General features: G+C 62.1%; 13 protein-coding genes. 12 read left to right on the forward strand and 1 reads right to left on the reverse strand.

Annotation, left to right across the window (positions count from 1 at the left end; genetic code table 11):
* Positions 1-3: 3 nt before the first annotated feature.
* Positions 4-891: a phosphoserine phosphatase SerB gene (gene serB / locus OSJ75_RS01330; protein ID WP_267226362.1), complete on the reverse strand. Its 888-nt coding sequence runs from the start codon at positions 889-891 to the stop codon at positions 4-6.
* Between serB and miaA the strand changes: the two genes are divergently transcribed.
* The 12 genes from miaA (at position 881) to OSJ75_RS01390 (ending at position 12,646) form a co-directional block, all read left to right on the forward strand.
* Positions 881-1,801 (forward strand): tRNA (adenosine(37)-N6)-dimethylallyltransferase MiaA, encoded by a 921-nt coding sequence (gene miaA / locus OSJ75_RS01335; RefSeq protein WP_267226364.1) that lies wholly within the window; start codon positions 881-883, stop codon positions 1,799-1,801. The genes serB and miaA overlap by 11 nt on opposite strands.
* A gap of 263 nt (positions 1,802-2,064) precedes the next feature.
* Complete coding sequence (locus OSJ75_RS01340) at positions 2,065-3,867, forward strand: acetolactate synthase 3 large subunit (RefSeq protein WP_267226366.1); 1,803 nt, start codon at positions 2,065-2,067, stop codon at positions 3,865-3,867.
* A 14-nt stretch (positions 3,868-3,881) separates the two neighbouring features.
* Positions 3,882-4,454: an acetolactate synthase small subunit gene (gene ilvN, locus OSJ75_RS01345; protein ID WP_250013305.1), complete on the forward strand. Its 573-nt coding sequence runs from the start codon at positions 3,882-3,884 to the stop codon at positions 4,452-4,454.
* 118 nt (positions 4,455-4,572) lie between these two features.
* Positions 4,573-5,166 (forward strand): LysE family translocator, encoded by a 594-nt coding sequence (locus OSJ75_RS01350; protein WP_250013307.1) that lies wholly within the window; start codon positions 4,573-4,575, stop codon positions 5,164-5,166.
* A gap of 38 nt (positions 5,167-5,204) precedes the next feature.
* Positions 5,205-5,822 (forward strand): nitrile hydratase subunit alpha, encoded by a 618-nt coding sequence (nthA, locus tag OSJ75_RS01355; RefSeq protein WP_267226370.1) that lies wholly within the window; start codon positions 5,205-5,207, stop codon positions 5,820-5,822.
* Positions 5,819-6,478 carry a nitrile hydratase subunit beta gene (gene nthB, locus OSJ75_RS01360; RefSeq protein ID WP_267226372.1) on the forward strand — a complete coding sequence of 220 codons (660 nt, stop codon included), beginning with the start codon at positions 5,819-5,821 and terminating at the stop codon, positions 6,476-6,478. The genes nthA and nthB overlap by 4 nt, the downstream gene beginning before the upstream one ends.
* Positions 6,465-6,818 (forward strand): nitrile hydratase accessory protein, encoded by a 354-nt coding sequence (locus OSJ75_RS01365; protein WP_256473140.1) that lies wholly within the window; start codon positions 6,465-6,467, stop codon positions 6,816-6,818. Before nthB ends, OSJ75_RS01365 begins: the two co-directional genes overlap by 14 nt.
* A gap of 1 nt (position 6,819) precedes the next feature.
* Complete coding sequence (locus tag OSJ75_RS01370) at positions 6,820-7,257, forward strand: hypothetical protein (protein WP_267226375.1); 438 nt, start codon at positions 6,820-6,822, stop codon at positions 7,255-7,257.
* Positions 7,258-7,318: 61 nt separating this feature from the next.
* Positions 7,319-8,446, forward strand: a complete 1,128-nt coding sequence (locus OSJ75_RS01375; RefSeq protein ID WP_250013317.1) for an ATP-dependent DNA helicase — start codon at positions 7,319-7,321, stop codon at positions 8,444-8,446.
* 104 nt (positions 8,447-8,550) lie between these two features.
* Positions 8,551-9,291, forward strand: a complete 741-nt coding sequence (locus OSJ75_RS01380; RefSeq protein WP_250013319.1) for a pyridoxine 5'-phosphate synthase — start codon at positions 8,551-8,553, stop codon at positions 9,289-9,291.
* Between the two features lie 141 nt (positions 9,292-9,432).
* On the forward strand, positions 9,433-11,358 hold the full coding sequence (locus tag OSJ75_RS01385) for a potassium transporter Kup (protein WP_267226379.1): 1,926 nt from the start codon (positions 9,433-9,435) through the stop codon (positions 11,356-11,358).
* 64 nt (positions 11,359-11,422) lie between these two features.
* The gene (locus tag OSJ75_RS01390; RefSeq protein WP_267226381.1) at positions 11,423-12,646 is read left to right on the forward strand and encodes an FAD-dependent oxidoreductase; all 1,224 of its coding nucleotides are present in this window, start codon (positions 11,423-11,425) and stop codon (positions 12,644-12,646) included.
* Positions 12,647-12,688 lie beyond the last annotated feature (42 nt).

Genomic DNA, 12,688 nt, shown 5'->3' on the forward strand with positions numbered 1-12,688 from the left:
GCGTCAGACGACGAAATCGGTCTTTCTATAGCCTTGCAGGTAGAGAAGGGCGGTCAGATCGCCATGGTCGATGCGGATTTTCGCCTGCGCGGCGACGATCGGCTTCGCATGCAGGGCGACGCCTGTGCCAGCAAGCTGGATCATGCCGAGATCGTTGGCGCCGTCGCCGACTGCCAGCGCATCGTGGGTGGAGAGGCTGAAACGCTCGCAGATGGAGCGCAGGGCGGCCACTTTCGCATCGCGCCCGAGGATCGGTTCGGCGACCTCGCCGCTCAGCGTCTCGCCATTGTCGACAAGGACATTGGCGCTGTTCTCGTGAAAGCCGATCATTTCGCCGATCCGCCGCGTGAAGACGGTAAAGCCGCCCGAGACGAGCGCGGTATAGGCGCCGTGCTTCTTCATGGTGCGCACCAGTTCCGGCGCGCCCGGCATCAATGTGATGCGGCTGGCGATAACCTTGTCGATGACCGAATAGGGCAGCCCCTTCAGCAGCGCGACGCGTTCCCGCAAGGCCGGTTCGAAATCGATCTCCCCGTTCATCGCGCGGGCGGTGATCGCCGCGACCCGGTCGAAGACGCCGGCCTCCTGCGCAAGCTCGTCGATACATTCCTGCTGGATCACGGTCGAATCCATGTCCGCGATCAGCACCTTCTTGCGCCGCGCATCCTGTTCCTGCACGACGATATCCACCGGCTCGCCATCGATGGCGTTCGCAAGCTCGGCGCGCACCGCGGCAAGATCCGCGCCCTCCCTGATGGTCAGATCGCAGGCCACGCCGTCCGCCAGCCAGTAAAGACCGGTTGCATTGATGGCGGCAGAAGCTTTAATCCCGAGGGAAGTCGTAAGGACGGGCCTTGCGGGATTGGCTATGAGAGTGGCCATGAATGGCATGAGCGATTTCCAGTCGGGTGATGGTGTGGGTAGACAACGAGTAGTGCTGATAGCCGGACCGACCGCAAGCGGCAAGTCGGCACTTGCGCTGGAGATCGCGAAGGAGCGGCAGGCGGTCATCGTCAATGCCGATTCGATGCAGGTCTATGACGTTCTCGACGTCCTCACCGCGCGGCCGGATGCCAGCGAACAGGCGGTCGTCCCGCATTATCTCTATGGCCATGTCGACCCGTCGGTCGCCTATTCCACCGGCCTTTGGCTGGACGATGTGAAGAGGCTGCTGCAGCAACCGCCGCTCCGCGAGCGTCCGCTGGTGTTCGTCGGCGGTACCGGCCTCTATTTCCGCGCCCTTCTCGGCGGCCTTTCGGACATGCCGGAGATTCCCGCCGATATACGCGCCTATTGGCGACAGCAGCAGGTCGAACAGGGGGCCGAGGCGCTGCATGCGGTGCTCGCCGCCAGGGACCCGCTGGCCGCCGCAACGTTGCGCCCCACCGACAGTCAGCGCGTCGTGCGGGCGCTTGAAGTATTCGAGGCATCGAATCGCTCCATCCTCGAGTGGCAGGAGCAGAAGGGCGAAGCGCTGATCGAGGGCGAGTTCGCGGAGAAGATGGTCATCGAGCCCGACCGGCAATGGCTGAACGACCGCATAGCGCAGCGCTTCGCCAGGATGATCGATCTCGGGGCCCTCGACGAGGTTCGCGCGCTGTTGTCGATGCGGCTCGCGGGCGACCTCCCGGCCATGCGGGCGATCGGCGTCCGTGAACTTGCGGAAGTGCTGGCGGGGACAATGGAAATCGATCGGGCGATCGAACGCGCGATCATCGCGACACGGCAATATGCCAAGCGCCAGATGACGTGGTTTCGCAACCAGCTCGATAGTAGCTGGCAGCGCATTGCGCGCCCCTGACCGGATCGATTCAATCGATCCTTTTGCAAATGAGGTCATTTTTGCCGTTGACGGACGGAAAAGGCTTAATTATCGTTCGCCACCATGAAAACTATTCTTATCGTCGTGGGATCGCGCATGGGCAGGGTGTTGTAAACACCCGGCGAAAGCTCCCATGCGCGAAACACAGGCTCCTTCGGGGGCCTTTTTTATTTCCATCATCTCAGCTAAACGAAAGCACCTTCTGAAAGGCCGCGCGCCACAGAATAGACGGGAAGAGACCAATGACCGCAGATAGACAGGACAACAGCCAGCCATCGCAACGACGCGAAATGACCGGGGCCGAAATGGTGGTCCAGGCGCTGATCGACCAGGGCGTAACAGATATTTTCGGCTATCCCGGCGGTGCTGTGCTTCCGATCTATGACGAACTCTTCCAGCAGGACAAGATCCAGCACGTGCTGGTGCGGCACGAACAGGGCGCCGGACACGCCGCCGAAGGCTATGCCCGCTCCACGGGCAAGGTCGGCGTCATGCTCGTCACCTCCGGTCCCGGCGCCACCAATGCCGTGACGCCATTGCAGGACGCATTGATGGATTCCATTCCGCTCGTCTGCATCAGCGGCCAGGTGCCGACGACGCTGATCGGCTCCGACGCCTTCCAGGAATGCGATACGATCGGCATCACCCGGCCCTGCACCAAGCACAACTGGCTCGTCAAGGACGTGAACGATCTCGCCCGCGTCCTGCATGAAGCGTTCCATATCGCCCGTACCGGGCGCCCGGGACCGGTCCTCGTCGATATTCCGAAGGATGTCCAGTTCGCGACCGGCACCTATACGCCGCCCGAGACCAGCCCGCGCACCAGCTACCGGCCGAAAATGCAGGGCGACCTCGAAGCGATCAAGCAGGCCGTGGCGCTGATGCTCTCGGCCAAGCGTCCGGTCATCTATTCCGGCGGCGGTGTCGTCAATTCCGGCAACGAGGCCAGCAAGTTGCTGCGCGAACTCGTCCAGCTGACCAATTTCCCGATCACCTCCACCTTGATGGGGCTCGGCGCCTATCCGGCTTCCGGCAAGAACTGGCTCGGCATGCTGGGAATGCACGGCACCTACGAGGCCAACATGACCATGCATGATTGCGACGTCATGGTGAATATCGGCGCCCGTTTCGATGACCGTATCACCGGGCGGCTGAGCGGCTTCTCGCCGAACTCGAAGAAGATCCACATCGATATCGACCCGTCCTCGATCAACAAGGCGGTTCGCGTCGATATCCCGGTCATCGGTGATGTCGCTCTCGTGCTGGAGGACATGATCCGCCTGTTGCGTGCCTCGTCGCAGAAGCGCGACGAAAAGGCGATCGATGCCTGGTGGACGCAGATCGACAAATGGCGGGGCCGGCGTTCGCTGTCCTATACGCGCAACAAGGACGTCATCATGCCGCAATATGCGCTTGAGCGGCTCTATGCGCTGACCAGGGACCGCGACACCTATATCACCACCGAAGTCGGGCAGCACCAGATGTGGGCGGCGCAGTTCTACGGGTTCGAGAAACCGAACCGCTGGATGACGTCGGGCGGCCTTGGAACGATGGGCTATGGCCTGCCGGCGGCGCTCGGCGTGCAGATCGCCCATCCGGAATCGCTGGTCATCGACATTGCCGGCGACGCTTCCGTCCAGATGACGATGCAGGAGATGAGCGCAGCCGTTCAGTATGAAGCGCCGATCAAGATCTTCATCCTGAACAATCAATATATGGGCATGGTGAGGCAGTGGCAGCAATTGCTGCACGGCAACCGCCTGTCGCACTCCTACACCGAGGCGCTGCCGGATTTCGTCAAGCTGGCGGAAGCCTATGGCGGGCACGGCATCCGTTGCGAAAAGCCGGACCAGCTCGACGACGCCATCCAGGAAATGATCGACGTGAAGAAGCCGGTGCTCTTCGACTGCCGCGTCGCCAATCTCGCCAATTGCTTCCCGATGATTCCCTCGGGCAAGGCACATAACGAGATGTTGCTGCCGGACGAGGCGACCGATGAAGCGGTTGCCAATGCAATCGATGCCAAGGGCAGACAGCTCGTTTAAGCCGGAGAGAAATCATGAACGCACAGAACCTAGCCTCCGGCTCCGCCTATTTCATCGCCAAGGAAACGGAACTACCCGTCACCACCGTCCTGTCGGTGCTGGTGGACAATGAACCCGGCGTGCTCGCACGCGTGATCGGCCTCTTTTCCGGGCGAGGCTACAATATCGAGAGCCTGACGGTTTCGGAGACGGAGCACGAGCAGCATCTGTCGCGGATCACGATCGTGACGCGCGGCACGCCGCATATACTCGACCAGATCCGCCACCAGCTGGAACGCATCGTTCCGGTCCACCGCGTGGTGGACCTGTCGATGCGGGCGGACGAACTCGGGCATGAACGGCCGATCCAGCGCGAGCTGGCGCTGGTCAAGGTCGCGGGGCGGGGAGAGCATCGCAACGAAGCCTTGCGGCTGGCCGACGCATTCCATGCCAAGGTCGCCGACGCGACGACGGAGCACTTCATTTTCGAGATTACCGGCAAGAGCTCCAAGATCGACCAGTTCATCGCGATCATGAAACCGCTGGGACTGGTGGAAATCTGCCGGACCGGCGTCGCGGCGATGAATCGCGGCCCTGTCGGCATGTAAAGACAGATGCAATCTTGTCAGGGATTTCGATTGCATCCCTGACAAGTCGCCTGTTGAACGGCCATGGCGCCGGTTCTAGGCTATCGTCCAACCCTGAGCGTTACCAACGCGGTTCAAGATGTCTCTCGATATATTCATCACCCTGGTCGTCTACGCCTTCGTGGCGTCGATAACGCCGGGTCCCAACAATTTCATGCTGCTCACATCCGGCGCCAATTTCGGCTTCCGCAGAACGATCCCGCATATGCTCGGCATCGGCTCGGGCTTCTGCTTCCTCCTGCTCGGGGTCGGCTTCGGCCTTGGAGCCCTGCTGGAAACGGTGCCGCTGCTCTATACGGTGCTGAAATTCGCCGGCGGCGCCTATCTCGTCTATCTCGCCTGGCGGATTGCGACGTCCAGGTCTATGGACAATGTCGACGGGCGTTCGCAGCCGATCTCCTTCCTCGAGGCGGCGGCGTTCCAGTGGGTCAATCCCAAGGCATGGGTGATGGCAGTGACGGCGATGGCGACCTATACGTCGCCGCAATCCTATATCGCCACGGTTCTCATCGTCTGCCTCGTCTTCACGATCGTCAATGTGCCTTCCGTATCGAGCTGGGCAGCCTTCGGGCAGGTCATGCGCGGCTGGCTGGCCGATCCGGTGCGCCTCAGATGGTTCAACATCACCATGGGCGTTGCCCTCGTCGCTAGTCTCTGGCCGATGCTGAGGTAAGGCTTGCGACTTTGCCGAGAGCCTCATAGGATTTGGCCATGGCCCATCATCATGATCATGACCACGACAACGAACTCGACCCGATGACGGCGCGCGTGCGCGCGCTGGAGACGATCCTGACGGAGAAGGGGCTCGTCGATCCCGCCGCCATCGATGCTATTGTCGACACCTACGAACACAAGGTCGGCCCGCGCAATGGTGCCCGCGTGGTCGCCAGGGCCTGGAGCGACCGGCAATATGCCGACTGGCTGAAGCAGGATGCGACGGCTGCGATCGCTTCCCTCGGCTTCACCGGACGGCAGGGCGAGCATATGCAGGCGGTGTTCAACACGCCCGAGACGCATAATCTCGTCGTCTGCACCCTGTGCTCCTGCTATCCGTGGTCGGTGCTGGGCCTGCCGCCCGTCTGGTACAAGTCGCCGCCCTATCGTTCGCGGGCGGTGATCGATCCGCGCGGCGTGCTGGCGGAGTTCAATGTCGTGCTGCCGCAATCCACCCGTATCCGCGTCTGGGATTCGACAGCGGAACTGCGCTATCTCGTCATACCGATGCGTCCCGCCAATACGGGGGGATTGAGCGAGGAGGCGCTGGCCGATCTCGTGACGCGTGATTCCATGATCGGGGCGGGGCTGGCGCTGGCTCCGGGCGCAGCATGAACGGAGCACAGGACCTTGGCGGTGAAATGGGCTTCGGGCCCGTGGCACCGGAGAAGGACGAGCCGCTGTTCCATGCGGAATGGGAGAAGCGCGCGCTCGGGCTGACATTGGCCGCCGGGGCCATGGGACACTGGAATATCGATGAAAGCCGCCACGCGCGCGAAAGCCTGCATCCGGGGGATTATTACGCCTCCAGCTATTATGAAATCTGGATCAAGGCGCTGGAGATCCTGCTGAAACGCCATGGTTTCGTCTCCGATGAAGAATTGCGGTCCGGACGGGCGCTCTCCGCCGGTGCGCAGGCAAAGTCGAAGCTCCTGGCCGAAAATGTCCCGGCGGCTCTTGCCCGGGGCGGGCCGTGCGACCGGCCTGTCGATGGCCAGCCCCGTTTCAAGCCGGGCGACAGGGTCCGCACCATCAATTTCAATCCGCCTACCCACACACGCCTGCCGCGTTATGCGAGCGGCAGGGAAGGCGTGATCGAATCCGTGCATGCCGGCTATGTCTATCCGGACAGCAATGCCCATGGCCATGGCGAGAATCCGCAATTCGTCTACACGGTGGCGTTCGCAGGCAGCGAGCTATGGGGACGCTCGGCGGATGCGAATTCGGTGGTCAGCATCGACGCGTGGGAGAGCTATCTTGAGCCTGCCTGACTTCGATCCCCGGGGGCAAGGGGCGATCGACCCGCCCACGTTCCAGGAGCCGTGGCAGGCGCAGGCCTTCGCGATGGTCGTCGCGCTGCACGAGCGTGGACTGTTCAGCTGGGCCGATTGGGCCGAGGCGCTGTCGACGCGGCTGGCCCAGCCGGATTTCCGCCATGATGCCGGCAATTATTACGAATGCTGGCTGGACGCGCTGGAAACCCTGATGACGCGGAAAGGGATTGCGGACCCGGACCATATCGGGACATTGGCGGCGGCGTGGCAGCGCGCGGCGAAGGCAACGCCGCACGGAAAGCCGATCTTGCTCGAAAACGACCCTGACAGGAATTGATATGAGGCTTATCTCGATGGAACGGATCGGTGCAATCCTGGTCCTGTCGCTGACCCTGCTGGCGGCGCCGACGCAGGCAGAGGAGACCTGGCCGACGCCGCCCCTGGAAGAGTTGCGCAAGCTGGTCACCGGCGCGACGCTCACCGGCGAAATCAAGGCGCAGCCGCCCTATAATTTCAGCGAGTACCTGGCCGAGGACGGCACGTCGCGCGGCAGGATGATCGAATGCTGCAAGCCCGATCAACTCCTGACCAAGGGCATTTCCTATTCGGGCGAATGGGCGCTGTCGGAGGAAGGGCTCTGCCTGACCTATGAGGGCGAGGAAAAGAAGATCTGCTGGACGCTGCAGGTCAAGGACGATCGCTTCCGCATGGTCGACAAGCATTTCGGCCCGATCGGCGAGGGCACCATCCGCGCCGGAAATCCCGATAATCTCTAGGAAATGAGCGCCGGCGCGCATTCTTCTTGCCCTTTGGGCACGAATCCTGTCAGTCAGACCCATGCAATTATCACCTCAACAGGATGAGGCGCTCAAAGCCGTCTCCAAATGGCTGAAAGATGGCCGGAGCCCGATCTTCCGGCTGTTTGGCTATGCGGGAACGGGGAAAACAACCTTGGCGCGCTATTTCGCCGAGCACATCGACGGTGACGTGCAATTTGCCGCCTTCACCGGCAAGGCGGCGCAGGTTCTGCGCTCCAAGGGCGCCAGAAACGCCCGAACCCTGCATTCGCTGATCTATCGGCCGCGCGGCGAGGAAGCCGTGGAGGACGAAACCACGGGCAAGACCAGCATCGCGCCGACATTCTCGCTCAATCGCCAAAGCCCCGTGGCAAAGGCAAAGCTGATCGTCGTCGATGAATGTTCGATGGTCGATGAACAGCTTGGCCGCGACCTGATGACTTTCGGCACGCCGATCCTCGTGCTCGGCGATCCCGGTCAGTTGCCGCCCATCTCCGGCGGCGGGTTCTTCACCGAGCATGATCCGGATTTCCTCCTGAGCGAGATACATCGGCAGGCGAGGGACAATCCGATCCTGCGCCTCGCTCTCGATGCGCGCGAGGGCCGCGACTTCGGATATGGGGATTTCGGCAAGGCCAAGGTCATTTCGAAGGCGGAGGTGACGCAGGAACTGGTGCTGGGCGCCGATCAGGTCCTCGTCGGCACCAACCGCACGCGCCGACGCTACAATCAACGTTTGCGGGAACTCAAGGGCTTCAGCGCATCGTTTCCGCAGGCCGGCGACAAGCTGGTCTGCCTGCGCAACGACCCGGCGAAGGGACTTTTGAACGGGTCGCTGTGGAAGGTCATGACGTCGTCGCGCGAGACCGTAAAGCCGGGAATAAACCTGCTCGTCTCGCCCGAAGACGAGGAACCGGGCAGGGGCGTGGCAAAGATAAAGCTGCTCAAGGCACAGTTCGACGATCCGGATACCGAGATTCCATGGCAGACCAAGAAGCGCTATGATGATTTCGACTATGGCTATGCACTGACGACCCACAAGGCGCAGGGTTCGCAATGGAACGAAGTCGTGCTCTTCGACGAGAGCTATGCGTTCCGCGACACGCGCGAGCGCTGGCTCTATACGGCGATCACCCGGGCGGCCGAGCGGCTGACCGTGGTGCGCTAGGTGCCGGTGCGGCGCCGGAATTGACAGGGTGACGATATAGCTGTTTCCAATGCGGCTTCGCACTGTATTAACTGACGCCATCCTATTCGCGCGGGTTCTTTTCGATGACAGCTTCTCTTTCAGTCAATCTCAACGCCATCGCCATGCTGCGCAACCGCCGCGACCTGCCATGGCCAAGCGTCACCGGTCTCGGGCGCATCGCGCTGGCCGCCGGCGCTTCCGGCCTCACGGTTCACCCCCGGCCGGACGAGCGGCATATCCGCTTCTCCGACCTGCCGGAAATACGGGCGCTGATCGATGATGAATTTCCGGCGGCGGAATTCAATATAGAAGGCTATCCGACCCCGGAATTCCTCGATCTCGTCGCGAGGAACGAGCCCGAGCAGGTGACGCTGGTTCCCGACGATCCGGCGCAAGCGACCTCTGATCATGGCTGGGATCTGGAGCGGCAGGCGCAGTTTCTGCAGCCCATCATCCAGGAATTGAAGCGCGACGGCCGCCGCGTGTCCCTGTTCATCGATGCCGATCCCGCCCTGCCGGCGCTCGCGGCGGAACTCGGCGCACAGCGCGTCGAACTCTATACCGGCCCCTATGGCGGTGCCGTGGAAGACAGGCAGCGCGAGGCGAGCGAACTGGAGAAGCTCGGCGCGACGGCACTGGCGGCGGAAAAATCCGGCGTGGAAGTGAATGCCGGCCATGACCTGACGGTCGGAAACCTGCCGCCGCTGGTCAAAAAGGTGCCGAATCTCGTGGAAGTGTCTATTGGACACGGCCTCACAGCCGATGCGCTGGTCCATGGAATGGCGCGATCTGTGGAAAGATTTCTTGCCGCTTTGCGCGGCTAGTGCTTTGAAACGGCTGCATTTACAATTTTCCCATGCATTTTTGCATAGCAGTTGTTAACAGCTATGTTAAAATGATGATTGATATTGCGATGCAACACGACTAACTCGTCCGCCCACGCCGTCAGAGCGAGGGAAAGCCATATGAGTGACCAACTGTCGGACGACGATAGCTGCGAAAACGGCAATGTCGTTCATGAGTCGGACCCGCACCACAAGGAAGCTTTTCCGGTCCTGGTGCTCGGCGCTCTCGGCGTCGTCTATGGCGACATCGGTACCAGCCCCATCTACGCCTTTCGCGAGGCGCTCCACGCCGCATCGCTGGACGGAAGCCTGAGCCGCACGGACGTGCTCGGCGTCGTATCGATGATCTTCTGGGCGCTGGCGCTCATCGTCACCGTCAAATACGTGCTTTTCGTGCTGCGCGCCGACAATGACGGCGAAGGCGGCATTCTTTCCTTGATGGCATTGGCGCGGGCGAGCTTCAAGTCTCGCCCGCAGCTCATTCTGGGCCTCGGGATCATCGGCGCTTCCCTGTTCTATGGCGATGCGGTCATCACGCCGGCAATTTCCGTGCTCTCGGCCGTGGAGGGACTGGAAATCGTCACGCCGGACCTTGAACCGTTCATCGTCCCCATCACCCTCGTCATCCTTATCACGCTGTTCTCCATACAGCGTTTCGGCACTGCGAGGGTCGCCATCATTTTCGGTCCGATAACGCTGTTGTGGTTCCTGGCGATCGGCGCCTTCGGCCTGTGGCATCTCACGGACGACCTCACGGTGTTCGCGGCCGTCAATCCGGTCTATGCCTTCGAATATATCATCAACAATCCCGCCACGGCCTTTCCGACCATCGGCACGGTGTTTCTCGCGGTCACCGGCGCCGAGGCGCTCTATGCCGACCTCGGGCATTTCGGCCGCAAGCCCATTGCGACGGCGTGGATGTGGATCGTGTTCCCCTGCCTGCTGCTCAATTATTTCGGCCAGGGCGCCTTCATTCTCGCCCATGCCTCTTCCGCCAAGAACCCGTTTTTCGAGATGTTCCCCGGCTGGGCCCTGCTGCCGATGGTCGGTCTTGCGACCATGGCGACCGTCATCGCCAGCCAGGCGGTCATTTCCGGCGCCTACTCCCTGTCGCGCCAGGCCGTCCAGCTCAATCTTCTGCCGCGCCTGAACATCGAGCATACGTCGGAGAAGCAGTCCGGCCAGGTCTACCTGCCGAAAGTGAACGTGCTGCTCGGCATCGTCGTCATCCTGCTCGTGCTCGGTTTCGAACGCTCGACCAATCTCGCCTCGGCCTATGGCATTGCCGTCACCGGCAACATGCTGGTCACGACGATCCTGCTGTTCATCGTCATGACGCGGATCTGGAACTGGAGATTGTGGATCGCCATTGCGCTGACCACCGGCTTCCTGATCATCGACCTCACCTTCGTCAGCGCCAATCTCATCAAGGTCGTCGATGGCGGCTGGGCGTCGCTGGTGGTGGCCGTGCTCGTCGTCCTCGTCATGTTCACCTGGGTGCGCGGCAGCCGCCAGCTGTTCGAGAAGACGCGCAAGGGCGAGGTTCCGCTCGATATCATATCGCGGAAGATGGCGGAGAATCCGCCCGCGCTCGTTCCGGGTACCGCGGTTTTCCTCACCGGCGATCCGAAGAGCACGCCGACGGCGCTCATGCACAGCCTCAAGCACTACAAGGTGCTGCACCAGAGCAATGTCATCCTGACGGTGATCACGGCTTCGACGCCGCTGGTGCGCAAGAGCGAGCGGGTGCGCATCGAGCCCATCAACGATCTCTTCATGCGCGTCACGCTGACCTTCGGCTATATGGAGCGCCCCAACATTCCGCGCACGCTTGCCATCTGCCGCAAGCAGGGCTGGAAGTTCGACATCATGACGACCTCGTTCTTCCTTTCGCGCCGTTCTCTCAAGGCCTCGGCCCGCTCGGAGATGCCGCGCTGGCAGGATCGGCTGTTCATCGCCCTGGCTCGAAGCGCCAGCGACGCGACCGAATATTTCCAGATACCCACCGGCCGCGTAGTCGAGATCGGTACACAGGTCAATATCTAGAGCATTCGACGCGCATCATGGCATGCCTCGGTCCAGGGAAGCCTGCAGTGCAAGGTGAGGATCGATGAAGAAACTGGACGTCGCGATCGTGGGGGCGGGGCCGGCGGGACTGGCCGCCGCTCTCTATCTGAACCGCAGCGATCACCGCGTCACCCTGTTCGAGCGGTTCTCCTCGCCGTCTCCGGTCGGTTCCGGCCTGATCCTGCAGCCGACGGGCCTGACCATCCTTGACGATCTCGGCCTGTTCGATGCCATCCGGGCGCTGGGCAATCGTATCGACCGGCTCCATGGCACCGATGCCGTGACCGGGCGCACGGTTCTGGATGTCAAATATTCCGCGCGGCCGGGCGGAAGATTTGGGCTGGCGGTGCACCGTGCAGCGCTGTTCGACGTGCTTTATCGGGCGGTCCTCGACGCCGGGATAGCTATTGAGACCGATGTCGATGTAGTGTCGCTGGAAAGCGGCGCCGACAAGACCACGCTTCTGACGGAGGCCGGACGCCGGTTCGGCCCGTTCGACCTCGTTGTCGATGCGAGCGGCGCCAGATCGAAGCTCATCCGGCACTGCCTTGCCCCGTCTTCTCCCAGACCGCTGGCCTATGGAGCCTATTGGGCATCGCTCAAATGGCATCCGCAAGGTTTTGACAACCGTTCGCTGGTGCAGCGCTATCAGAGGGCGAGCACGATGATCGGCGTGCTGCCCATCGGCCGGACGCCGGCGGGCGATCACGAGATGGCTGCCTTCTTCTGGAGCACCAAGCCCGAAGGGGAGGCGGCGCTGCGGCAGGGCGGACTTCAGCGCTGGAAGGACAGCGTGCTTGCGCTCTGGCCCGAATGCTCGGCCTATCTCGACCAGATCGGCAGCTTCGACGAAATGACATTGGCCCGCTACGGACATCACACGCTGGCCAGGCCGATCGGGCCGCGGCTTGCGATCATCGGCGACGCCGCCCATTCGACGAGCCCACAGCTCGGCCAGGGCGCCAATATGGCCATGCTGGATGCGCGGGCCCTGGCGCATGCCCTGGCCATATCGGGCGATCTCGCATCGGCCCTGTCGTTCTATGCGCGGTCGCGCAGGAACCACATACGCGGCTTCCAGATGTTCTCGCGCGTGTTCACGCCCTTCTACCAGTCGGACTCGCGCATATTGCCGCTGATCCGCGACCGCGTCGTCTCCAATCTCGCCCGTATTCCGCCGGTGCCGCAGCAACTGGCTTCCCTAGTCGCCGGCACCTTCATCGACCCGTTCAGGCCGATCGGCCTTCGCGAGAAGAACTGGCTCTGATTTTGCGGCTGTCCCGCCTTGTCAAAGGCCGGAAGCTGTATT

Source organism: Phyllobacterium sp. 0TCS1.6A (assembly GCF_026420825.1).
In the GTDB taxonomy this organism is placed as follows: domain Bacteria; phylum Pseudomonadota; class Alphaproteobacteria; order Rhizobiales; family Rhizobiaceae; genus Phyllobacterium.